This is a genomic window from Thalassospira profundimaris WP0211, from assembly GCF_000300275.1.
In the GTDB taxonomy this organism is placed as follows: Bacteria; Pseudomonadota; Alphaproteobacteria; order Rhodospirillales; family Thalassospiraceae; genus Thalassospira; species Thalassospira profundimaris.
In genome coordinates, this window is record NZ_AMRN01000014.1 from 18,820 (window position 1) to 42,870 (window position 24,051).

The window sequence follows — 24,051 nt, forward strand, 5'->3', positions numbered from 1 at the left end:
TATTTAGGCTCCAAAATGGAAACAATCTGGTGAAGAGTCTCTGGCTAAACAGATCGGTTTGGCAGGCGTAAGTTCAGGGCAACAAACAAACCCGGACTCGGAGACTGAAAATGACTAAAGTTCTGCATGTTAGCGCATCTGTGAATGGTGAGAACTCGAACTCCCGCCAGATCGCCCTCAAACTGATCGACCGCATCAAGGCCGCTGATTCTTCGGCAACCGTTATCGAACGCGATACCAATGAAGCGCTCGTTTCAGCGATCACCGGCGAAACCGTCGGTGCTTTTTACACCCCGGCGGAAGACCGCTCGGACTCGCAGAAAGAAATCATCGCCGCATCTGACAAGATGGTGGCTGAAATTCTTGACGCGGACGTTCTTGTCATCGGTGCGCCGATGTACAACTTCTCGATCCCGTCGACCCTTAAGGCTTGGGTTGACCTGATTGCACGCGTTGGTGTGACCTTCAAATACACCGAAAACGGCGCGGTTGGTCTGGTCGAAGGCAAGAAAGCCTACATCGTTGCTGCAACTGGCGGCGTTCCGGTCAACAGCCCGGTTGATTTCGCGACCCCGTACCTCAAACAGGTTCTGGCCTTTATCGGCATCACCGATGTTGAAATCGTCGAAGCGTCTGGCTTCGCTGTGAACGCCGAAGAAGCCATGGCCAAGGCAATTGCCAATGTCGAAGCGGCCAAGCTTCCGGCCGCTGCCTAAGCATCCCGGTTCAAAAACTCCGATACATTCCCGCCGATCAGCGAATTTCCATATCCCCCCCCTTGGTTTGCTGATTGACGGGCGTGTTTCCCGAAATGCCCGACGGTTCCCTCCCGTTCGGGCATTTTGATTCTTAACCTTTTGTGTTTATGGTATCGGAGTTCGCAAAAGGGCAGGTGGTGTCATTGAAACGGCTGGCGATGGTTGCAATCTGGGGACTGCTGGTACTGGCAGGCATTTTCGTAACGGTCCGTTTTACCGGGCTGATGGATCATATGCTGCCTGCTGGCGATCCCCCCAATATGACCTTCGGGCGCGATGCCGACCTTCCGAATGTGCCGAATTTCTTCCTTGCCTGTCCGGTCGATCGTCTACCTGACAGTGACCGCGCGATGCAAAGTCCGTCTTTTGCGGCGTCGGTCGCGAGACTGACCGAGGTTTTGATCGAAACCGCCCCGGATCACGGCATGACGTTGATGACGGATGTTTCGGGTGGCAAGGCCGGTCGCCTTTATTTCCTGGCACGCTCGGCAGTATTTCGCTTTCCCGACTGGGTAGAGATCGAGCTGATCCTGCCGGAAACCGGCAATGATGTGGCTTTCTGTTTGTTCGCCCAATCGGTCTATGGCCGCGATGATTTCGGACAAAATGAAAAACGCACAAGTGCCTGGCTTGCCGATGTCGAAGCCCGGATGGGAAAAAATCAGTAAACCGGGATAAACCGCCAAGGCCAATGCGATTGATCATCCGTCGGCCATGGTGTTTGATACCCTTGGCTGGCATGGGCCCATGCCGTATTCACACGTGACATTTCAGGACTGAGGGAATAGGTTCCGCGCCATGCAATTTTCACCGTTGTTAATCGCATCCATTGCCTTGGGCGGTGCCATTGGTGCCGTTGCACGTCACAGTGTTTCCGTCATGATGGGCTCTGTGATGGGTACTGGATTTCCCTGGGGAACTTTGACGGTCAATGTCGTCGGTTCGTTCCTGATGGGGGTGCTGATCGAGGTTTCCGCCCTGAAACTATCCATGGGGCTTGAAACGCGCGCACTCCTTGTGACCGGTTTTCTGGGGGCGTTTACAACTTTTTCGACGTTCTCGCTGGATGTCGCGACCTTGTATGAACGGGGCAATATGGGGCTTTCCGCCCTTTATGTTGGTGTGTCCGTGGTGGTCGGTATTTCGGCATTGTTTGGCGCAATCGCGCTGGTAAGGGGTATTCTGCAATGAGTGGTGTCACTCTGCGCAAGGTCAAAGCAGACGAGGCCGACATTCGGCTCGATCGCTGGTTCAAGCGCAACTGTCCCGAATTCACATTTGGTCAGGTCCAGAAATTCCTGCGTGGCGGTCAGATCCGTGTCGATGGCAAACGTGCCAAGGCCAATCAGCGTGTTGAGCCGGGCCAGGAAATCCGTGTGCCGCCCGCACCGGTTATGTCCGGTGGTGGTACCGGCCCATGGGGCGAAGACGGTTCGGGTTATAACCCGTCTGAAGTCCAGCAACGCAAACACGCTGGCCCCGCCAAGTCCGATGCGACCGAGGCAGAGCTGCAGGCATTGCGCGATTCCGTTATTTTCTATGACGAGTTGGTTTTGGCGATCAACAAGCCCGCCGGCCTTGCCGTGCAGGGCGGGACCAACACCAATGTTCATGTCGATGGCATGCTTGATGCGCTGAAACTCGACAGCAAAGAACGCCCGAAACTGGTCCACCGTCTGGATAAGGACACCAGTGGTGTTTTGCTGCTGGCCCGTTCGGCCAGTGCGGCCCATGCGCTGACCAAGGCATTCAAGGATAAATCGACCCGCAAGCTTTACTGGGCGATTGTCACCGGTGCGCCTGCGGAACGCGAAGGCATGATTGATGCCCCGCTTGCCAAAATCGCTGGCAAGGGCGGGGAGAAAATGGTCATCGATGAAAAGCTCGGTAAATCGGCACAGTCTGTCTTCCGTCAGCTTCATCGCGCCGGGCGCAAGGCCGCATGGCTTGCCCTGTCACCGCTGACCGGTCGTACTCACCAGTTGCGTGTTCATTGCGAGGCCATAGAATGCCCGATCCTGGGCGATGGAAAATATGGTGGACCCAAGGCGTTTATTGATGGCCTGTCCAATCAGATGCATCTGCATGCGCGTGCGATTGATTTCCCGCACCCGGTCACCGGCCATCGCGTCGTGATCGAGGCACCTGTGCCGGAACATTTCGCAGAAACGCTCAAAAAGCTGAACTTCGATCCGAAAACGCCAACCAAATTCCTGACCCCGGAAATTCACCGCGAGAAGGAAGAAAAGCCCAAGCCAAAGGCAAAACCGTCGCGTGCACGCAAGAAATAGGGTGCTTTCCAAACAGCACCAGACACCGAAAAGCCGACGCATTGCGTCGGCTTTTTCGTCCTCCTGATCAAACGGCGTTGGGACACAGTCTGTACTAGGTATTTTTGCTGTCGAAACGTCTTATGAAGGCGTCATAGACCCGGTTCAGGTGTTGGGCATGAACCGTATTGCCCATGCGTTCACACATTTCGGCCTGGCCCTTGATCATCACGGCAAGCTGTTTGCGGCCGTTTTTGGTATGCACCATGCACTCACCCTCCTCAAGGGCGGTGACCAAAGGAATATGCTCGCACTCGGCAATAGCCAGCACTTCCTCCTCGGTGAGGTCGCTGAAGTCGATGCAGTCGCGAAGTGTAAGCATGGTCTGCCTCCTGTCGCAGAGAGCCTGCCTCTGTCGGGCAGGGCCCTGTAGGCCAGAATTCAATTGTAGCGCGCATTGCATCGCTTAGACAGTAATACAAAATTCACTTGTGGTTTCTGTTGCTTCCCGCACAGCACAAAAAATGCACGGCAATACAACCGCGGGAGACTCGATCTTTGAAACGCTTTCGATTAGTCTCCGCGTTCCCAAGGTCAGGAGCTACTAATTTGGTTAGAATGGTCGATCAGATTTGTGCGGATACGCGAAGCGAAACTGCAGGAAGATATACATCTTTCAAAGTTTTGCGACAAAGTAGGCCGTGCAAATCTGATCGATCCGTAGGACAGCGTTTATATTTGCAAACTCCAGCGTCAAATCCCTTGTGGGGGAAACCACCCCCCTCAGCGGGCTTTTCCTCGGATTTCACAAATATAAACGCTGCCATTCCAATCAAATTAGTAGCTCCTGACCTTCATCTGATGAAAGACCCCACATGACCACTGATCCGCTTAGACTTGTGATTTTTGATTGCGACGGCACCCTTGTTGACAGCCAGCACGCCATTGCGCATTGCATGGATCATGCCTTTGCGCAGCACGGTCTGGACTGTCCGGGGCTTGAAAACACGCGCACCATCATTGGTCTGAGCCTGCCCGAAGCCATCACAAAGCTGGCAAGCCCGGCACGGGTGGATGAGGACATCATCGCAGCGGTGACAGCGGCCTATAAAACCGCCTTCTTCACCCTGCGCCAGACTCCCGACTTCCACGAGCCGCTGTTCCCCGGTGTGCACGAAGTTCTGATGGAAATCGATGGTCGCAAATGGCTAAGCGGTGTGGCAACCGGCAAGGCCCGCCGGGGTCTTGATGCGGTGCTGGCGCGCAACGAACTTGAAGGCCGCTTTGTCACCCTTCAGACCTGTGACAATCACCCGTCAAAGCCAAATCCTGCGATGTTGATGGCTGCCCTTGAAGAAACCGGGGTCGATGCCCCCAATGCGGTGATCGTTGGCGATACCAGCTATGACATCGAAATGGGCCGGGCGGCTGGCATGATCGCCATCGGCGTTGATTGGGGCTATCATGATGTCGATACGCTGCATAAATCAGGTGCGCACGCTGTCATCAGCCACTTTGATGAACTGACCGCTGCCCTTGATACGATTTGGGAAATTGACCGTGACGCCGCTTAAGAATCCCGACCTTGCCCCGATCCGCTTTGAGCTGACCCTGGCCGTCGATCCCGATGACGCCTTTGACGCTTTCACATCGGGCTTTGGCGACTGGTGGCCGACCGATACCCATTCGATCTCTAAAAAGGACTGCGTTACGGTCGAATTCAATGACGGTGTCGGCGGCGAGATCGTTGAGCGCGCCAAGGGGCAGGATGATATCCCGTGGGGTCGGGTAAGAAGCTGGCAACCGGGTGAACATGTGTCCTTTACCTGGCATCCGGGCTGGAATGCCGGCGACTTTACGCTGGTCGAGGTGTCGTTTGACCTTAACGAGTTTGGTCGCTGTGTCATCCGGTTGGAGCACAAGGCATGGGAAAATGTCGGCGAAATCGCGCCAGCCCTTCGCGAAGGCTACCTCAAGGGTTGGGAATTTGCCTTTGGCGAATGCTTTGGCAATTACCTGCGCCAAAAACGCTGATCAGGACAGCTGATACTCGATCAATTCACGCTGCAATTTGACCGGATCGCGGAACCAGTGGGTGATAAAGCCCAGTTCGCGTGCCTGCTGAATATTGCGATCGCTATCATCGATAAACAGGGTTTCGCGCGGGTTAAGTTTGAAGCGTGAAATCGCCAGATCAAAAATGCGCGGATCGGGCTTGGCGAGCTTTTCCTGGCCAGACACCAGAATATCTTCGAAGTGATCAAGGAACTCAAAGCGCTCCAGTGCATGCGGCCATGTTTCTGCCGACCAGTTGGTCAGGGCAAACAACCGCACCTTTTTGCGTTTTTTCAGGTCTTCAAGAATCCCGACCGTGCGATCAATCGCCCCTTTTAGCATTTCCGGCCAGCGTTCCTGCCATGCGGCGATCTCGTCATGATGCTGCGGATAGCGGTGCTGAAGATCAGGGATGGAATTGGCAAAGCTCAGCATCCCCTGATCATGCAGATGGTTCCAGTGCGGATGGCAAACCTCGGCAAGAAAACGCTCCATCTCCGCATTGTTCTTGAACATCTTGCGATACAGATAGCGCGGATCCCAGTCGACAAGAACGCCGCCAAGGTCGAACAAAACCGTTTCAATATCGCGCATGTCTTCTCCATCTGGCGGGTTGTGGCTGTTGGGTGCCCCTTTTTAAGCAGGGGACGTCCATTGGTGCAAGCAGCAGTTAAGGGCCAAGCGCTGTGCTATCATGATCCTTGTTGCGATTGGCACCGTAAATAAACCTGAATGAAATGCGGTTGCGTCTGATTGATGGTTACTGATCTAATGACAAGAAATTCATTTGCCAATCGGGCGCGCCGTCGCAAATGATATTGATACGGGAAAACCCCGGAAAAACAGGAATCAGAGGAGGCTAGAATATGTGTACGCTTGACGGATGTGGCTCCCACGAACATCTCGGTCCGCCGCCCAAGGCAACCGATGAAGAACGCCGACTGTTTCTGAAAGGGGCTGTTGCCCTGCCTTTGGCTGTTATTCTTGCCGATCCGATGCTGGCTCATGCGGCGGGTTCGGGGCTTGATAAAGTGACCATCACCACGCCACAAGGTGATGAAATGGTTGCCGAAATCGCCATGCCGGCAACCTTGCCAGCCCCGACGGTCATTCTGATCCACGAATGGTGGGGCCTAAATGACCAAATCCGTAGTGTTGCTGCAGAATATGCCAAAAAGGGATACATTGCTCTTGCTGTTGATCTGTATGGCAAGCCTCCTGCTACGACGCCACAAGGTGCGAAAGCCCTGATGGCAAGCATGAAAGCTGACGTCGCCACGCGAAAACTCAAAGCGTCCTATGATTTCCTCAAAAATCACAAGGATTCAACCGGTAAGGTTGGATCAGTCGGATGGTGCTTTGGCGGTGGATGGTCGCTCAATACGGCCCTCGCGACCGACCTTGACGCAGCCGTGATCTATTATGGCAATGTTAAAAAATCAGCCGATCAATTGGCGAGCCTCAATGCACCCGTAATGGGGCATTTTGGAACGCTTGATAAGAATATAAACAAGGGTATGGTGAGTTACTTTGAAACGAGCCTGAAAAAAGCTGGTAAGACCGATTACCAGATTTTCTGGTATGATGCCGATCACGCCTTTGCCAACCCGACCGGTGGGCGCTATGACGGCGAAGATGCCATGCTTGCCTGGGAACGGACCATGGCCTTCTTTGACGAACATCTCAGCTAGTCATCTCATCGCCAATGGTACGATGAAAAAAGGCCGGGATTTTCCCGGCCTTTTTATTTGTCTGATGATTGGTCTAAATGGGGTTTAGTTCGTCGGATTTCCCCGGTTTGCCCATTTGGTCGACCGGCGTTCGATGACGTTAAATATCTCGTACATCGCAATGCCCATCACCGCGATCACCAGCAATCCCGCAAACACCAGCGGCATGTTGAATTTCGACGAAGCCGACAACATCAAATAGCCAACACCAACGTTTGATGCGACGGTTTCCGAAATCACCGAGCCGACAAAGGCCAGCGTGATCGCGACTTTAAGGGATGCAAAGAAATACGGCATCGCCCGCGGGAAGCCGACCTTGATCAGGATGTCACGCCGTGTCGCGCCAAGCGACCGCAACACATCGCGCAATTCCGGCTCAAGCGTCGCAAGGCCGGTGGCAACATTGACCACAATCGGGAAGAACGAAATCAAAAATGCCGTGATGATCGCCGGCACCGTACCGATGCCAAACCACATCACCAGAACCGGGACAAGGGCCACCTTGGGGACAGAGTTAAACCCGACCAGAAGCGGATTGGCCGCGTCATAGATCGCCCGGCTTGATCCGACCAGCGCACCCAGCACAACCCCGAACACCACGGCAATGGCAAAGCCCGCCAGCGTGGTATAAAGCGTGTGATAGGCATGCATCCAGATCGCTTCATGGAACTGCCAGCCGACAATGATGCTTTCAGACGGGGTCGGCAGGACATAGGGCGGAATGTTGAAAATCCGCACAATCAATTCCCACAGCACGAAAAGCCCGATGGCACTCAGCCACGGCGTTGCTTTGCGAAGGTTCAATTTCTTTTTCATGACTTTTCCCGCCCTTCCTTATGCTTCTCGCACGTCACGAATGTGACTGCGCAATTCGTGGACAAGATCGGTGAAAGGCTGGGTAAAGGTGGTTTCCTGATCGCGCGGGCGGGGCAGGGTGTTTTCACGCTCCACCAGGATCTTGCCCGGGCGTTTGGACATCACATAGATGGTATCGGCAAGGTAGGCCGCCTCACGCAAATCATGGGTGACCAGAATAACCGTGAACGGCTTGATCATCCAAAGGTTCTGCAAGATGTCCCAAAGCTCTTCACGGGTGAAGGCATCAAGCGCGCCAAACGGTTCATCCAGCATCAAAAGATCCGGCTCGTGGATCAGTGACCGGCAAAGCGATGCACGTTGCTGCATGCCACCCGACAATTCCCACGGATATTTGTCTTCGTGGCCTTCAAGCCCGACCGTCGCCAAAAGCTTGCGCGCGCGTTCTTCATATTCCGCGCGATGTTTGCGCAGGCGGTTGCGGTGCGGTTTGACGATTTCCATCGGCAACAGAACGTTATCAAGGGTCGTTCGCCACGGCAAAAGGGTCGGGTTCTGAAACGCCATGCCAACAATCTTGAGCGGCCCTGAAACCTCCTTGCCATCGACAATGACATTGCCCTCAGATGGCGGCATCAGGCCGGAAACCAGTTTCAGCAAGGATGACTTGCCACAGCCCGACGGGCCGACAACGGCGATAAATTCGCCCTTGTCGATCTTCATATCGGTGGTTTCAAGCGCCAGTTCATCGCCTTCGCTATAGCGAAGTTTGACGTCGTTGAGTTCGACGAAGCTTTTGGACACTGCAGTTATTCCCCCTGCTTGGCCTGTTCGTATTCTTGTTTCTCTTTCATGGAAAACGGGGCAGTCAGAAAATCCGACTGCCCCGCCTCATAAGATGATTACTTCAGCATGCGGTCTTCGGCAGACGGCATGAATTCATCGGTATAGATGTCATCAACAGACGGCTTGTTCTCGAAACCGAAAGCCAGGGCAACCTGATCGATGGCCTTGGCCATACGGTCGGCTTTGACAAGGCCCATGCCTTCTTCAAGGGTTGCCGGCGTAACGACGTTTTCATCAATCGCCATCTGCAGACGCTGCAGCTCAAGATCCGGGTTGATCAGCGGATCAACTTCCTTAAGGGCATCAATTGCAGATTGCGGATCGGCAATTGATGCCGCCCAGCCTTTGACCACACCACGCAGGAAGCCTTTAACTTCTTCCGGGTGGTTTTCCATCATGTCCGGCGAAGCCAGAATGCCGTTGCCATAGAAGTCCATGCCAAAGTCTTTGTACATAAAGACGGTCAGGTCATCCTTGGCGACACCCTGTGCCTGCAGGTTCAGGATCGAGGTGAAATAGTGACCGGAAATCGCATCCACATCGCCACGCACCAGCATCGGCTCACGCAACGGCGGGTCCATGCTTTCCCAGGTCACAGCGTCAAGATCGAGACCGGTGGCCGATGCAAATGCCGGATACAGTTTGCGCGACGCATCAAAGACCGGTGCGCCAAGGGTTTTGCCAACCAGATCTTCCGGCTTGGTAATGCCGGAGCTTTTCAGCATGAACAGCGCAAATGGCGGGCGATCATAAACCATGAAGATCGACTTCATGGCGCGATCCGGGTTGGATGCGTTGAATTCCACCAGCGAGTTGATGTCAGCAAGCGAAAGGTCATAAGCGCCGCTGGCAACACGGGTGATCGCACCGACCGAACCGTTGCCCGAGTCAATCGTGACATCAAGGCCTTCTTCCTCAAAATAGCCGTTCTTCTTGGCCAGAAGATACGGTGCCGCCGGGCCCTCGTATTTCCAGTCGAGCGAGAATTTAATCGCCATATCTGCAAGGGCCGCATGCGCGCCAAGGGCAACAGCCGCCCCGATAGCAGCCCCCAAAAGTCTGTTCGTAAACGTGGTCATGTCTAAAGAAGCCTCCTGAATGCGGATCGATGAAACAATCCAGCCACCTGATAAATCCAATGCGCACTTAGCAATGGTCATGCCATGTCGCCTGTGCGCCCGCTTTGTCGCGGTTTTGTAACCTTCGCCCAGCAGAGTAAGGGTGTTTATTATTTGGTCAATGGGGCAATTTGATCAAAAATTATACAGAAATTCTTGATAATCGCTCAATTGGCGCTCTTTATCTGGCAAATTATGTGGCAAATCACTTGCGCAATCCGCTGCTTTTGGGCATATGGCGGTCATGCTTACACAATCGATCAAACGTTTCTATAAAAAGGCCGATGCGAGCGCCGATGAAACCGGGGCTGGCTGGCGCGTGCTTCTTGATGGTCGTGCGGTGAAAACCCCGGCCAAGGCCGATTTCCTGCTGCCATCCGAAGTGTTGGCGCGTGAAATTGCGGCGGAATGGGACGCGCAGGGTGAAAAGGTCCAGCCTTCCACCATGCCGATCATGCAGCTTGCCGCGACCGCGATTGACCGGGTGCGTCCGAACCGTGATGCGGTGATTGCTGAGCTGACCGGCTATGGCCGATCGGATTTGCTGTGCTATCGCGCATCGTTCCCCGAAGACCTCATCGAACGTCAGGCCAAGACATGGCAGCCGCTTCTCGATTGGTCAAAAGACCATCTGGGGGTGGTGCTGACGGTCACCGAAGGTGTGATGCCGATCACTCAGGATGACCATGCATTGCTGCGTTTGCAGGAACATGTCGAAGGGTTCGATGACTATTACCTGACAGCCTTGCACAGTCTGACGACGATTTCGGGCTCCGTGATCATCGGTCTTGCGGTGATGAAACGCCAGATGGACACCACAACGGCATTCGAAGCATCTATGCTTGACGAAGGCTACGCGATGGAAAAGTGGGGCGACGATGCCGAGGCCATCGCCCGTCTCGACCGTCATCGCGCAGAGTTCTTGGCCGCCGGACGTTATCTGGAGTTGCTGGGCTAGCCCGCAACTGGCCGCGCAAACAGGGATACCCATACAAAGGAGCAGGTAACTGCTCCTTTTTTTATGCCTGTTTCCTGTGCATACCAGCGCCTTGTTTATCGGTGTTCTACTTTTGAAGGGATTGTCGATCCGGGGCTTCAGTTCAATAAGTTAGCTCGTTCGGGGAAACGATTTCGCGTCTTCGCTGCAGAATCTGCTTTGCATCAATTTTCAATAGGTATAAAAAGATACCTATACATTAGTATCGGTTATTTTGGTTTCCTGAAGGAGACGCCAGTACGGCGACGGGATGAATTTGTCGGTAAACTTGACTAAACAGACAGGAACTGACGCTTGCGCTGCCGGTGCGGTGCCGGTTCTCTATGAGTTTTTCCGCAACACCCCGTCACGGAACTATTTCGGCGCGGGCGTTTTTGAACTGCTTGGCTACGATCCGGTCGACAGCGACTTTGATCGCACACAGGGTTGGGCGTCCTTGCTTCATCCCGATGATGCCGCGATGTTTGCGCAGCACCGCAATCAACAGACGACAAATGATGCCAACCGGCGGCTAACCTTCCGCTTGCGCCATAAGGATGGCAATTGGATCACGGTCGAAGATTGCGCGACGATCCACGAATTGGCCAGTGGCGATGTTGTGACGTCGGGATGCTTGACCCGTCGTGACCCGACGCAAACCTTATCGTCATCGGATGGCACCAGTCACACGCTGCAAAAGGGCGGCAATCTGCACAAGCGCCTTCTTAACTCCCTGGCCGAGGGGGTGGTTGTGCATGACGCCGCCGGTACAGTGGTCGAATTCAATAATACTGCGCTTGAGATTCTTGGTCTTACGGGCGACGAACTTTGCCAAAAGACCGTGCCCGAAACACCATGCACCTTTGTACGTGAAGATGGTGTGCCGCTGACCCGTGATGAGCTTCCCGGCAAAAGGGTGCTTGCAACCGGTGAACGCGAATATGGTGTTGTGCTGGGGGTCAATCGCCCCAATGGCGAATTTGCCTGGATCCGGGTTAATGCAGAACCCCTGCATAATGAACAGACTGGCACCTTTGACGGCGTCATCGTTTCATTTGCCGATATTAACGATGTCAAACAGGCCGAGGTCGCCTTCCGCGAACGTGAACTGCTGTATCGCCAGATGTTTAGCAACACAACCGCGGTCAACATTCTGGTCGATCCGGCAGATGGCCGGATTGTTGATGCCAGCCGCGCAGCAGAAGAACTTTATGGTTTTGCCGATGGCGGTCTTGTTGGTCGGACGATCCCGGAACTTGATGTCGATGGCGCACCATCCTTGCACAGGCATGTCAGTGCGGTTCTCGAACATGGCGCGTTGTCATTTGTCGTTCAGCATCGCCTGGGGAATGGCGAAATCCGCAAGATGCAGGTGCATGCCGGCCTGATAGAGCTGCACGAACGCAAATACATTCACACCACCAATGTCGATATTACCGAGCGCGAACATTACGAACGCATGCTCAAGGATGCCAACCGCAAACTGGCCGAGGAACGCCAGCGTCTTGATGAAATCATCTGGGGCACCAGTGCGGGCACATGGGAATGGAACGTTCAGACCGGCGAAACCCGGTTTAACGAACGCTGGGCCGAAATCATTGGCTACACGCTCGAAGAACTTGGTCCCGTAAGCATCGACACATGGTTGGCATATTGCCATCCCGAAGACCTCGAAAAGTCCGAGGCCGCCTTGCAAAGCACCTTCCGGGGTGAGACCGATCACTATCAGTGCGAATGCCGGATGCGCCACAAGGATGGCAGTTGGGTATGGGTTCTTGATCGCGGCAAGGTCGTGGAATGGGATGCGGATGGCAATCCGCTGCGCATGTCGGGCACCCATGCCGATATCACGCCGACCAAGGCGGTCGAAGCCGAAATTCGCAGGCTTGCCCAGACCGATCAACTGACCGGTCTTTCCAACCGCTATCAGTTCAATTCAATGCTGTCGCAGATCATTCAGATCAACCGGCGCTTTGAAAAAAACATCGTTTTGCTGCTGCTCGATCTTGATCGCTTCAAACAAGTCAATGACACGTTTGGTCATCCGGTCGGGGACAAGCTTCTGGTCGAAGTTGCCGAAATCATCAAACGCAATTGCCGCGAAGCCGATGTCGTTGCCCGTCTTGGCGGCGATGAATTCGCCGTGGTCCTGCCATTGATGGATGATGTCCGCGATGCGGCCATTCCGGCCCAACGGATTATAGAGGAAGTGTCACGTCCCCTGATCATTGATGGCAACGAAGTCCATGTTGGCATCAGTATCGGCATCTCGACCTGTGCCGATCATAACGGAACGCCGGACTCAATCTATCGCGATGCCGACAAGGCGCTTTATCGCGCCAAGAATTGCGGGCGTAACCGTTTTTGCTTCTATGTCGAAGGTGGCTGCAACGAATGCGGCGCGCTTGATCGGGAACTGTGCGGCCGATACGCCCTGAACCCGCAAAATCAGGACTGCTAGGTAAGATTGGCAGTCGTTGGCAGCCCTACTGCATCCACTTCGCGATCATCTTGTGTTGCACGGCTGCCTGTGCCGCCACCCGGTAATAGGACAGCAATTCACGCATCGGCGATGACATCCGATCAAAACCGGAAATAAACGCCACGATGATACCGACCGATGTCTGGCCCTGAATCACAAGGTAACCGCCGACAAACAGCACGCAAATCGGTGCCAGCGCATTCAAAAGATTGATCAGCGACTTCATGCCGAACTTCAGAACAAAAAGCTGCATGCGGTTGTCAAACAATGCGGTGATGCCCTTATTGATCGGGCGAAGCTGTTCGTCATCATCCTTGTCGGTCGACATTTCCGAAAGTTCGTCACTGACATCGCGCATCTTCTCAACCCGTGCTTCAATAAGCGCATTGATGCGTTTCTGAATGACCGGGACAAGGGCAACCTGCGGCATCAGGGCGATCACGCCAATAAGTCCAATCATCGGCTCGACACTGATCATATAGCCAAGACCAAAGATCAGCATGCCGCTATTGACGACCGGCTGTGACAGGCCATCGCCCACAAACCCGCCAAGCTTTTCGATCTCGGATCCGATAATCGAAACCGCACGCCCGTTGCTTTCATCTTGGCTGCCGGCTTCGTTATGGGCATGCAGGCGCGTTAAGTGCTTGCGGTTATACTGGATCGCACTTTCACTCAGCCACCCTTCGTAAATCCGAAGCACAAACTTGATCCCGCCATGGACGACAATCAGGCCGAGATAAAGGGCGGCCAGCGTGATCAAAAGATCAAAGTCCTGTGGCGTGATGGCGTTATCGACAATCCGGCGTTGCAGCTCAATCGGTGCAATACCAAGCGCGGCCACAAGCACAGCAAGGCTGCATACCACAACCTGATGCCAGCCACTCATGCGCCAGACATACCCCCATAGGGAGTCAGCAGGGCGGTCGTCGCCGGTTTTCTCCGGATTGCGCGGGCTGAATTTAAACATGGGCTCAATCGATTGTGGTGACGAGGGCGATAAAGGTATGCTTGGTGTACGTGTTCTGGGTGCCCCGGATCAGGGGCGATAACAGTGTGCACCATAATGCCAACGTCTTGCGCATCAAAATGATCCAGCGGCGGGGGCGGGTGGATCTGCTGCTCTAGACTTTAGTTCAGCCCGCGCGGATATATCGAAATGACGTTAGGGAAATCAGGCGTTTAGGGACTATTCTGGAGCTCTGTCAGAACAGCAAAAATAATTGGCATTCCAGTACCGAATAATGCTATTTCATTCTCGAGACGCGCACATTGGCCCGAAATGTGCCCAATGGCCGATCACAGCAAGGAAAACGCAACATGCAGGATATTGTCGCCAAACTCGAAGCGAAGCGCGCCGAAGCTGCCATGGGCGGCGGCCAGCGCCGCATTGATAATCAGCACAAGAAAGGCAAGCTCACCGCGCGTGAACGCCTTGATGTGTTGCTTGACGAAGGCTCCTTCGAAGAATGGGACATGTTTGTCGAACATGATTGCGTCGATTTCGGCATGACCGAAAACCGCATTCCCGGCGACGGTGTTGTCACCGGGCATGGCACGATCAACGGCCGTCTGGTGTTTGTATTCTCACAGGATTTCACCGTTTTCGGCGGCGCCCTTTCGGGTGCCCATGCACGCAAGATCGCCAAGATCATGGATCAGGCGATGAAGGTCGGCGCACCGGTGATTGGCCTTAATGATTCGGGCGGCGCGCGTATTCAGGAAGGTGTTGAAAGCCTGGCGGGCTATGCCGATGTCTTCCAGCGCAATGTCGAGGCGTCCGGCGTCATCCCGCAAATTTCCCTGATTATGGGGCCATGCGCCGGGGGTGCTGTTTACAGCCCGGCCATGACCGACTTCATCTTCATGGTCAAGGACAGCTCCTATATGTTCGTGACCGGTCCTGACGTGGTCAAAACCGTGACCCACGAAGAAGTCACCCACGAACAGTTGGGCGGCGCATCGACCCACACCAGTGTGTCGGGTGTTGCCGATCTCGCCTTTGACAATGATGTCGATCTGCTCCTTCAGACCCGCCGCTTCATGGACTTCCTGCCACTGTGTAACAAGGAAGACCCGCCAGCGCGTCTCTGCGAAGATCCGATCAACCGTGATGATTTCTCGCTCGATACCCTGGTGCCAGAAAACCCCAACATGCCTTATGACATGAAGGAACTGATCACCAAGATCGTCGATGAGGGCGACTTCTTTGAAATTCAGGCCGACTACGCCAAAAACATCATTATCGGCATGGCGCGCATGGATGGCCGCACGGTTGGTGTGGTCGCCAATCAGCCGATGGTGCTTGCCGGTTGCCTTGATATCGACAGCTCCAAAAAGGCCGCGCGCTTCGTGCGCTTCTGCGATGCCTACAACATTCCGATTGTCACCTTTGTTGATGTGCCGGGTTTCATGCCGGGCACCGCACAGGAATATGGCGGCATCATCAAACATGGTGCGAAACTGCTTTATGCCTATGCCGAGGCCACCGTGCCCAAGGTCACCGTCATTACCCGTAAGGCCTATGGCGGCGCCTATGACGTGATGTCATCAAAACACCTGCGTGGGGACGTCAACTATGCCTGGCCGACCGCCGAGATCGCGGTGATGGGGCCAAAAGGGGCGGTGGAAATCATCTTTAGGGCGGATATGGACAATCCGGCAAAGATCGAAGCCCGCACCGAAGAATACCGCGAAAAATTCGCCAACCCGTTTGTCGCGGGCCGCAAGGGGTTCATTGATGATGTCATCATGCCGCATGGCACACGTCGCCGCGTCTGCAAGGCGCTTGGCATGCTGCGCAACAAGGACATCAAGAACCCTGAAAAGAAACACGGCAACATTCCGCTGTAAGACAAATTGGGAGACAGAAAAATGTTCAGCAAGATCCTGATTGCCAACCGCGGTGAAATCGCCTGCCGTGTGATCAAATCAGCCCGCAAAATGGGCATCAAAACCGTTGCGGTTTATTCCGATGCCGACAAGGCCGCCCTTCATGTCCAGATGGCCGACGAGGCCGTCCGTATTGGCCCGGCACCATCAAACCAGTCCTATCTGATTATCGAAAACATCATCGAGGCCTGCAAATCCACAGGGGCCGAGGCCGTCCATCCCGGTTATGGATTCCTCTCGGAAAATCAGGCCTTCGCCAAGGCGCTTGATGCCGCCGGTATTGCCTTCATCGGCCCGCCGAATGGTGCGATTGCCGCCATGGGCGACAAGATCACGTCCAAGAAAATCGCGGCTGACGCCGGTGTTTCGACCGTGCCGGGCTATATGGGGGTGATCAAGGACACTGCAGAGGCGGTCAAGATCGCCAATGATATCGGCTATCCGGTGATGCTCAAGGCATCTGCTGGCGGTGGCGGCAAGGGCATGCGTATTGCGCGCAACGATGCCGAATGCCGCGAAGGGTTCGAACGTGCAACGTCAGAGGCCGCAAGCTCTTTCGGCGATGACCGTGTCTTTGTCGAAAAATTCGTCGAGGAACCGCGCCACATCGAAATTCAGGTGCTGGCGGATAAACACGGCAACGCGATCTACCTTGGCGAGCGCGAATGCTCCATCCAGCGCCGCCACCAGAAGGTCGTCGAAGAAGCCCCGTCACCCTTCATTGATCCTGCCACGCGCAAGGCGATGGGTGAACAGGCCGTGGCACTGGCACGTGCGGTGGATTACTGCTCTGCCGGCACGGTGGAATTCATCGTTGATAAGGACAAGAACTTCTACTTCCTTGAAATGAACACCCGCCTTCAGGTCGAACATCCGGTGACCGAACTTGTCACCGGTCAGGACCTTGTCGAATGGATGATCAAGATCGCCGATGGTGAGAAGCTGACGCTCAAACAGGATGACGTCAAACTCACCGGCTGGGCGATGGAAACCCGCGTCTATGCCGAGGATCCCTTCCGTGAATTCCTGCCCTCGACCGGGCGTCTGGTGCGCTATCAACCGCCTGCGGAATCAGACACCGTGCGTGTCGATACCGGCGTCTATGAAGGCGGCGAGATTTCGATGTTCTATGACCCGATGGTCGCGAAACTGATCACCTATGGTGAAAACCGCGATCAGGCGATTGGCGAAATGCGCCGCGCGCTTGACGCCTATTACATCCGTGGCATCTCGCACAACATCCCGTTCTTGGCCGCCGTCATGGCCAACAAACGCTTCCAGGATGGCAACATCACCACCAACTTCATCGCCGAAGAATACCCGGATGGTTTCTCGGCCGATGATCTGCCCAATGATGATCCGGCAACCCTGATCGTGGTGGCCGCCTACATCAATCAGCGCCACGCCGAACGCAATGCCGGCATCACCGGTCAGGTCAGTGACCATCCGCTTGAAATCGCCGAAAGCTGGGTCGCGGTTTGCGGGGATGACCATACACCGTTCGATATCGAGTTCGATGGTGTTAACGGCGATTACATCGTCGCCATTGGCGACCGCAGCTATGGCGTGGTTTCGGACTGGAAGATCGGTGATCCGCTGTTCGTTGGCGAGATTGATGGTGCCCCGGTCTGCGTGCAGATCGACATCGAAGGGGTGGGTTACAAACTCGCCGCCAACGGCATACAGCGCCACTTCAAGGTCATGCTGCCACGCGTCGCGGAATTGCAAAAACTGATGCCGTTCAAGGCCCCGCCAGACATGTCGAACTTCCTGCTCTCGCCAATGCCGGGCTTGCTGGTCAAGGTCTCGGTCGAGGAAGGCCAGACCGTCCAGCCGGGCGAGGAGCTCTGCATCCTTGAGGCCATGAAAATGGAAAACGTCCTGAAGTGCGAAAGCAAAGGCGTGGTCAAAAAGATCCACGCCGAACAGGGTGCTAACCTCTCTGTCGATGCGATTATCATCGAGTTTGAAAAAGACGAATAAGCCACCCGATCCCTCTGGGGTGATGCTTGATCATGGCGCTGTCCGGAAACGGTCAGCGCCTTTTTTTGGGTCCAGACTCATCCACATGATCGCCCCGGCAACCGATATGAGAGAAAAAGCTAGGAAAAGCCCGCAGATCGGGGTGATCCCCGATCAAGGGTTTTGACGCAGAGGCTTTCTCTCATATCGGTTGTCCTTCGGATCACCCGGATTTGCACGGGCTATTTTGTCGCAAAATCTTGAAAGATATAGATCTTCCGGCGATTTCGCTCCGCATATCCGCACAAATCCGGGTGACCGGGACGATTATGTGAATGAGTCTGAACCCTAACCTGTTCAAACACTTGTGTTTTCAAGGCCTTTCCGATCCGTTTCACGCATATTAAATACAGATAACGGGGCTTTACGAGGCGTTTGCACTGCCATATGGTCGTGAATTGAGGCCGTAATACCCTGTGAACATCGAGGTTGACTGCCAACGCATTGAACGTGCCTGCGGCCATCCAATAACAAGAAACGAGGCTTAAGAATGTACAAGCTGATTGCTTTTGATGGCGACGATACCCTGTGGCACAACGAGCCACTTTTCCGCCAAGCCCATGTGCAGCTTCGCGAAATGCTGGGACATTATGTTGATCCCGAGCTGGTTGATGATCGTCTCTATCAGGCCGAGTTGGCCAACCTTTCCATCTATGGCTATGGCGTGACGGGCTTTACCCTGTCGATGATTGAAACGGCGATCGAATTGTCTGATCGCAAAATCAGCGCCGAGGACATCCACAAACTGGCCGAAACCGGCAAATCCATGCTGCGTGCGCCCACCCGGATCATTGACGGGGCCGAGGACGTACTGAAACAGTATGCCAAGCACCCGAATTACAAGGTGGTCCTGATCACCAAGGGCGATCTGATCGCCCAGCAGCTCAAGATTGACCGCTCCGGGTTCGAGGACCTGTTTGACGGGATCGAGATCGTCTCGGAAAAGGATCCGCTGACCTATCGCAATATCTTTGGCCGCTATGGCGTCGATCCCGAAGAGGCGATCATGATCGGCAATTCGATGAAATCCGATATTCTGCCGGTCCTTGCGTGCGGGGCGACGGCGATCCACATTCCCTATGAAATCACCTGGGTCCATGAAATGGTCGATCAGACCGAGATCGATAACGACAAGGTTATCACGGCCGAAAGCATTGCCCATGTGCCCGGGATTATCGAGAAACTCGAAAACCAAAAGACCAGCGGGAGTATGGAACATGTCTGATTGCGCCGGTTCTGAAATGTCCACCGAGGCCGTTTTGGCCAACGGCCCGGCGGCCGATCTTGATCCGCAAACCAAGCTCGAACTCGAAGCTGCTGCCTTTCGTGGCCTTGTGATGCACCTTCAAGATCGCAAGGATGTTCAGAATATCGATCTGATGAACCTTGCTGGCTTCTGCCGCAATTGCCTCGCCAAATGGTATCTGGCAGCCGCCCGCGAACGCGGTGTTGCGATGGATTATGATGGGGCGCGCGAAGTCGTCTATGGCATGACCTATGACGCCTGGAAGGATAACCATCAGGCGCCGGCATCTGATGAACAGAAACAGAAGTTTCAGGACACCGCCCATCTCCATGCCAAGATCCCCGGCGCGAAATAAGCCGCGGATAAAACCATCGACAAGGGAGGAGGCCCGATCATGACCGATACAAGCCCCGACCCGTCAACGGGGGATGGCAACATCGCCGTCCATGCCCGGATCGAAGGCCGGGTGCAGGGTGTGTGGTATCGCGCCTGGACCGTCGAAGAAGCCCGCAAACGTGATCTGACCGGCTGGGTGCGCAATCGTAATGATGGCTCGGTCGAGGCGGTCTTTTGCGGCCCGGCCAAGGTGGTGCAATCCATGATCACCGCTTGCCACGATGGCCCGACACATGCGTGCGTTGATCGCATCCATGAAGAACCAGCACTCGAAGACGGGTTTGCCACGTTCGAGAAGCGCCCAACCGCCTGAAACAAGGGTTTCGTCAAGGCGTTGGCGGCTTTGTTAAACCGATTGCAAAAGCCTTTTTCCAATTGATTCTGGAAAAAGGCTTTTTCTTTATCGCACTGCGGTGGCATGGTTATGAAATCCTGACTGCATGGTCAGACGCAATGCGTCGGGAAATCAACAGGGAGACTACACATGACCTTTATCGCAAAATCATTTGGCGTTGCTGCCATTGTTGCGACCAGTGCGCTTTGCGCATTCGGCGCGCAGGCAGAGCCGGAACAGAATGACGGCCTGAACGGCACACTGTGGCTGCAGACCTCGGTCGAATACAAAACGACCGCCATGTCGGTCTATGCCGGTGCGACCCGTTTGCTGGATGCCGCCATTGGCGATCACAGCTGGACCGCTGCACTCGAGCAGGACGGCAACTATATGACCAAGCCGCCGGCAGTCATTCTGGACGTTGATGAAACGGTTCTGGATAACTCGGCCTATCAGGCATGGGTTGTTACCGACAAAACCCATTACAGCTCCAAAACCTGGGCTGCCTTTGTGCATGACATGATTTCCATCCCGACCCCGGGCGCGCTGGAATTCACCAAGGCCGCTGCCGCACGCGGTGTTGAAGTCTTCTATGTCTCGAACCGCAAGGCACCGGAAGAAGAACCCACCATCGAAAACCTCAAGAAATATGGCTTCCCATACGCAGACGAAAAGCATGTCATGCTGCGTGGTGAAGTCGAAGAATGGGGTTCGAACAAGACCCCGCGCCGGGCGGCTGTGGCCGAAGACTACCGTGTGATCATGCAGTTTGGTGACAATTTCGGTGACTTCACCGACGAGATTGATGGCTCGATCACTGAGCGTCTCGAAGTCATGGAAAAATACGGCAATTACTGGGGCGAACGCTGGTTCATGCTTCCGAACCCGAGCTACGGCTCATGGGAAGAAGCAGCCTTCGGTGGCGACTGGGGCAAGTCTGGCGATGAGCGCCGTCAGGACAAACTCAATGCCATGTCCCCGTGGGCAGGCCCGGCCGAGTAATCCTTGCCGCGTAATTACCTTAAAGGGCGTCCCGACCGGGGCGCCTTTTTTATATCTCACTTTCTGCGCGACCTCCGGGGTTCATCTTTGCCGCGCAATGGTGTTAGGGTCATGTATCGGGCTTTAACCGCTTTGCGCGCGCCACCACGCGCCACCCACGCAGGATGTTATGAAAGCGACTGCCAACGCCGCCACCCCGCACCGTGATCGTGTCCCGCTGGCTGTCGGGACGATCATATTTACCGTTTTCGCACTGTCACTGGGCGATGCGTTGATCAAGCAATCCAGCAGCCAGTTCGTCATCTGGCAAATATTCGTTATCAGATCGGCAATCGCCATTCCCTTTCTGGTGGGCTATCTGGCAATTCGTGCCCCGTCGGCCTTGCGTCTTGGCCATGCTTTTGGCTGGACCACGTTGCGCAGCCTTTTACTGGTGGTGATGTGGGTCTGCTATTATCTGTCCCTGCCACATCTGACCCTGTCTGTGGCGGCGGCAACCTATTATACCCTGCCGATTTTTATCACACTGTTCAGTGCCATCACGACCCGCACCAAAATCAGCAAAACCGGCTGGTTTGCCGTCATCATCGGCTTTGCGGGTGTGCTGTTTATTCTGCGTCCGGATGCCGAAAACTTTAATGGTTATGCATTGCTGCCGCTGTTTGCGGCAATGCTGTATGCGGTGGCGATGATCTTGACCCGCACCAAATGCCGGGACGAACATCCGATCAAGCTCTCGCTTGCGCTGAACATTGACTTTGTCGCGGTCGGGGCGATTGCTGCGCTGGTGATCAGCATGCTGTCTGATGACATGCGCGATGGCTTCCTTCTTGCCCCTTGGAGCACCATGACCCTGACCGGCCTGGGCACGATGGCGATCCTGGCGGCCTCCATCCTGATTGGCAGCATCGGGGCGGCCATTGCCTATCAAAACGGGCCGCCCGCCATGATCGGGACGTTTGATTTTGCCTATGTCGGGTTTTCGTTTGTCTGGGGTCTGGTCTTCTTCGCCGAAACCCCTGATGCCATGTCACTGATCGGGATTGTCCTGATTGTCGGGGCAGGGGTGATGGCGCTTCGCCAGTAACCGGGATATCGCCAGTTACTTCAAAACCCATGCAAAGGCGCGTTTAAGTTCCGCCACGGCATTGGCATCATAACACCGCCCATGCGCCAGAACGATATAGTCCGGTTTCCAGTCGATCATGGTTTGAACCGCCTTGCGCACGCCATCCTTGTATCCGGCAAAGGTCAGGCGCATGTCGCGTGGCATGCTGCCATGCGGGTCCATGGTGCCAAACAGCCTGACCATAAACCGCCAGATCGGGCTTTTGATTTTAGGTGCTTCGAAGTTTTCGATCAGGTCGGTCAGGATCAGGGTTTTGGACGGGGGATGAAAAAACACCGCCTCGTTCAAATAGCTGCCGCGCACCAGAACTTGCTCAATCTCATCGGCCCATTCTGGTTCTGGCGTATCGGCAAGCTCCGCATCAAAATTAACCGCAATCCCGACCGACTTGGCGCGTTTGATCACACCGGGCGCACAGAACGCCTTTGCATCCGGATAGGCCTTTTGCCAATCTGGCACACCGGCATAGTGGATGGTGTTGGGCGCAATCAGATAGGCAACTTCGCCCAGCGCATCGACCTCGGCCTTAAGCGTTTCATTGAGCCGGATCGGCGAATGGACAAACAGTTTGCCGCTTTGAAGTCGGATAACCGTCATCCGGGTCGGGAAGGGCAGCTTAAGCCCGGCATACTGAAACCCGATCACCGGACCATCAAAAATCCAGACATTCTCGGCAATCGGTTTGGCGTGATCAAGCGGGGCATAGGTCTCGACAGAGAACATGGGGCGGTCTCTCAAGTCCTGTATTTACCGGATCCGGCAGGTCGTAGAACCGGAAATTCGGAGGGATCCTGTTCTAATCTGGTGCGATAAGTTTTGCGGGCATTTTTTTTACAAGCACGACACGTGTTTAATAAGGGCGGCGCTGTTTTATGCCTTGCAATAAGAAGTGTTTATAGGGGTCCGCACCTGATTCCAGCACATCGGGATTCAAACGAGCATAACGATAAGCAGAGAATGGCAGTTTGATCACATTATTTCCGAGCGCAGTTCGGATAAGCGCAGAGGTAAGTGCTTCACGTTCTTCGCTGGTTGCAAAGTTTGAAAAATCTTTGCAAACGGGCCGTTCCTGATAATGACGATCCGAAAGATATTTTTCCGAAAATACAGCTTCCATGGCTGGATCTTCTGCAATCATTTTTTTTGCGATTTTGGTGCTCGACTCAATTGTTTCATCAAGGATGTATTTGCGCAGGTCAGGATCAAGGACGAATGGAGCCTTTCTTTTGGGAAGGTCTAGCAAATTGTTCAGGCGAAACTCTATGAAGCCATTGTGCTCCCCGCGTCCAAATTCTTTCTGATATTTGATCAGATGTTCAAGGAGTGCCGGGTGCGTCGTAACATTTAAATGGGGTGCGCTGATGCTGTCCAATCCAAGTATCTCTTGAAGACGTTTGAAAGGGTTTTGCTCCAGCTCAATCAGGTGAAGTTTTGATACATTGGGCAAGTTTCCCCATCTTTCTGCCAGTTCGGCAAATTTGACCATACCGATCCTGTTCTTGGTATCCTCTTTAAGCGTTTTGCCTGTCCATACGCCCCATTGCCACCAGGCACTATTAAGCAAATCAAACGGAGAACGTATGACAAAAATGACCTCAACTTCGATCTCGGCTTCCTTGAAAACATGAGAAAGATCAAATGATCGTATTTCTTCTGCCCATGCCTCAAAGCTTAAGACCGCCACCTCATTTTCAGCCAAACTATCTCTTATGTTCTTAAATGTTTGAACTGCGTTGTTGTAAAAACCTTGAATCGCGCAGCTGCAAACATATCCTGCTAGATTACTTTGGTGAGCCAAAAGCAAATCCTCACCTGACAGGAAATCACCGCCTGGACGAATACAAAAATACCTGTATTGGGGGCCTAATGAGCTTGTTTTTTCAGAAGTGACAGAAAAGTTTTGCCCAAAATATGCTTGAATGCTTGAGCTCGCGCATTTTCCAGAACCAATATGAATGATAAATTTTTTCATCTACAGA

General features: G+C 54.2%; 24 protein-coding genes. 16 read left to right on the forward strand and 8 right to left on the reverse strand.

Translation table 11 applies throughout. From position 1 onward, the window contains the following. Positions 1-110: 110 nt before the first annotated feature. The 4 genes from TH2_RS19655 (at position 111) to TH2_RS19670 (ending at position 3,049) form a co-directional block, all read left to right on the forward strand. Positions 111-716, forward strand: coding sequence for an FMN-dependent NADH-azoreductase (locus TH2_RS19655; protein WP_008892203.1), 606 nt, complete (start codon positions 111-113; stop codon positions 714-716). Between the two features lie 179 nt (positions 717-895). After that, a complete protein-coding gene (locus tag TH2_RS19660) occupies positions 896-1,426 on the forward strand; it encodes a DUF1499 domain-containing protein (protein ID WP_157194272.1) in 531 nt (176 codons plus the stop codon). 130 nt (positions 1,427-1,556) lie between these two features. After that, positions 1,557-1,949 (forward strand): fluoride efflux transporter CrcB, encoded by a 393-nt coding sequence (gene crcB, locus TH2_RS19665; RefSeq protein WP_008892205.1) that lies wholly within the window; start codon positions 1,557-1,559, stop codon positions 1,947-1,949. Continuing rightward, positions 1,946-3,049 carry an RluA family pseudouridine synthase gene (locus tag TH2_RS19670; protein ID WP_008892206.1) on the forward strand — a complete coding sequence of 368 codons (1,104 nt, stop codon included), beginning with the start codon at positions 1,946-1,948 and terminating at the stop codon, positions 3,047-3,049. The genes crcB and TH2_RS19670 overlap by 4 nt, the downstream gene beginning before the upstream one ends. A 94-nt stretch (positions 3,050-3,143) precedes the next feature. Here the strand turns inward: TH2_RS19670 and TH2_RS19675 are convergent, their stop codons facing one another. Further along, positions 3,144-3,410 (reverse strand): hypothetical protein, encoded by a 267-nt coding sequence (locus TH2_RS19675; protein ID WP_008892207.1) that lies wholly within the window; start codon positions 3,408-3,410, stop codon positions 3,144-3,146. A gap of 493 nt (positions 3,411-3,903) precedes the next feature. Between TH2_RS19675 and TH2_RS19680 the strand changes: the two genes are divergently transcribed. Together TH2_RS19680 and TH2_RS19685 are read left to right on the forward strand one after the other, a co-directional pair. Continuing rightward, on the forward strand, positions 3,904-4,602 hold the full coding sequence (locus TH2_RS19680; RefSeq protein ID WP_008892208.1) for an HAD-IA family hydrolase: 699 nt from the start codon (positions 3,904-3,906) through the stop codon (positions 4,600-4,602). Continuing rightward, on the forward strand, positions 4,589-5,062 hold the full coding sequence (locus TH2_RS19685) for an SRPBCC domain-containing protein (protein WP_008892209.1): 474 nt from the start codon (positions 4,589-4,591) through the stop codon (positions 5,060-5,062). The genes TH2_RS19680 and TH2_RS19685 overlap by 14 nt, the downstream gene beginning before the upstream one ends. Here TH2_RS19685 and TH2_RS19690 read toward each other — a convergent pair whose 3' ends face one another. After that, on the reverse strand, positions 5,063-5,677 hold the full coding sequence (locus TH2_RS19690; RefSeq protein WP_008892210.1) for an HAD family hydrolase: 615 nt from the start codon (positions 5,675-5,677) through the stop codon (positions 5,063-5,065). It abuts the gene before it with no gap. Between the two features lie 272 nt (positions 5,678-5,949). Here TH2_RS19690 and TH2_RS19695 point away from each other — a divergent pair, with 272 nt between their 5' ends. Beyond that, a complete protein-coding gene (locus TH2_RS19695) occupies positions 5,950-6,774 on the forward strand; it encodes a dienelactone hydrolase family protein (protein ID WP_008892211.1) in 825 nt (274 codons plus the stop codon). An 84-nt stretch (positions 6,775-6,858) separates the two neighbouring features. On the opposite strand, the gene TH2_RS19700 is transcribed toward TH2_RS19695, so the two are convergent. From TH2_RS19700 to TH2_RS19710, 3 genes are all read right to left on the reverse strand, one after another. Continuing rightward, positions 6,859-7,629: an ABC transporter permease gene (locus TH2_RS19700; protein WP_008892212.1), complete on the reverse strand. Its 771-nt coding sequence runs from the start codon at positions 7,627-7,629 to the stop codon at positions 6,859-6,861. An 18-nt stretch (positions 7,630-7,647) separates the two neighbouring features. Beyond that, positions 7,648-8,433, reverse strand: a complete 786-nt coding sequence (locus TH2_RS19705) for an ABC transporter ATP-binding protein (protein ID WP_008892213.1) — start codon at positions 8,431-8,433, stop codon at positions 7,648-7,650. 98 nt (positions 8,434-8,531) lie between these two features. Then, entirely contained in the window at positions 8,532-9,554 is a 1,023-nt protein-coding gene (locus TH2_RS19710; RefSeq protein ID WP_008892214.1) for an ABC transporter substrate-binding protein, read from the reverse strand. Positions 9,555-9,837: 283 nt separating this feature from the next. On the opposite strand from TH2_RS19710, the gene TH2_RS19715 reads away from it, so the two are divergent. Next, on the forward strand, positions 9,838-10,551 hold the full coding sequence (locus tag TH2_RS19715; RefSeq protein ID WP_238538737.1) for an ATP12 family chaperone protein: 714 nt from the start codon (positions 9,838-9,840) through the stop codon (positions 10,549-10,551). Between the two features lie 307 nt (positions 10,552-10,858). Further along, positions 10,859-13,030: a diguanylate cyclase domain-containing protein gene (locus TH2_RS20635; protein WP_167549081.1), complete on the forward strand. Its 2,172-nt coding sequence runs from the start codon at positions 10,859-10,861 to the stop codon at positions 13,028-13,030. A 25-nt stretch (positions 13,031-13,055) separates the two neighbouring features. Here TH2_RS20635 and TH2_RS19725 read toward each other — a convergent pair whose 3' ends face one another. After that, a complete protein-coding gene (locus TH2_RS19725; RefSeq protein WP_008892217.1) occupies positions 13,056-14,021 on the reverse strand; it encodes an ABC transporter ATP-binding protein in 966 nt (321 codons plus the stop codon). 350 nt (positions 14,022-14,371) lie between these two features. Here TH2_RS19725 and TH2_RS19730 point away from each other — a divergent pair, with 350 nt between their 5' ends. From TH2_RS19730 to TH2_RS19760, 7 genes are all read left to right on the forward strand, one after another. Next, positions 14,372-15,904, forward strand: a complete 1,533-nt coding sequence (locus TH2_RS19730; RefSeq protein WP_008892218.1) for an acyl-CoA carboxylase subunit beta — start codon at positions 14,372-14,374, stop codon at positions 15,902-15,904. Between the two features lie 21 nt (positions 15,905-15,925). Continuing rightward, a complete protein-coding gene (accC, locus tag TH2_RS19735) occupies positions 15,926-17,926 on the forward strand; it encodes an acetyl-CoA carboxylase biotin carboxylase subunit (protein ID WP_008892219.1) in 2,001 nt (666 codons plus the stop codon). 529 nt (positions 17,927-18,455) lie between these two features. Beyond that, the gene (locus TH2_RS19740; RefSeq protein WP_008892220.1) at positions 18,456-19,190 is read left to right on the forward strand and encodes an HAD family hydrolase; all 735 of its coding nucleotides are present in this window, start codon (positions 18,456-18,458) and stop codon (positions 19,188-19,190) included. Next, positions 19,183-19,566: a DUF1244 domain-containing protein gene (locus TH2_RS19745; RefSeq protein ID WP_008892221.1), complete on the forward strand. Its 384-nt coding sequence runs from the start codon at positions 19,183-19,185 to the stop codon at positions 19,564-19,566. The genes TH2_RS19740 and TH2_RS19745 overlap by 8 nt, the downstream gene beginning before the upstream one ends. Positions 19,567-19,605: 39 nt before the next feature. Further along, the gene (locus tag TH2_RS19750; RefSeq protein WP_008892222.1) at positions 19,606-19,920 is read left to right on the forward strand and encodes an acylphosphatase; all 315 of its coding nucleotides are present in this window, start codon (positions 19,606-19,608) and stop codon (positions 19,918-19,920) included. Between the two features lie 171 nt (positions 19,921-20,091). Next, entirely contained in the window at positions 20,092-20,943 is an 852-nt protein-coding gene (locus TH2_RS19755; RefSeq protein ID WP_008892223.1) for a 5'-nucleotidase, lipoprotein e(P4) family, read from the forward strand. A gap of 169 nt (positions 20,944-21,112) precedes the next feature. Further along, positions 21,113-22,030, forward strand: a complete 918-nt coding sequence (locus TH2_RS19760; RefSeq protein WP_008892224.1) for a DMT family transporter — start codon at positions 21,113-21,115, stop codon at positions 22,028-22,030. A gap of 15 nt (positions 22,031-22,045) precedes the next feature. On the opposite strand, the gene TH2_RS19765 is transcribed toward TH2_RS19760, so the two are convergent. Next, positions 22,046-22,795 carry a DUF4336 domain-containing protein gene (locus TH2_RS19765; protein WP_008892225.1) on the reverse strand — a complete coding sequence of 250 codons (750 nt, stop codon included), beginning with the start codon at positions 22,793-22,795 and terminating at the stop codon, positions 22,046-22,048. A gap of 127 nt (positions 22,796-22,922) precedes the next feature. Beyond that, positions 22,923-24,044: a hypothetical protein gene (locus tag TH2_RS19770; RefSeq protein ID WP_157194276.1), complete on the reverse strand. Its 1,122-nt coding sequence runs from the start codon at positions 24,042-24,044 to the stop codon at positions 22,923-22,925. Positions 24,045-24,051: the final 7 nt, after the last annotated feature.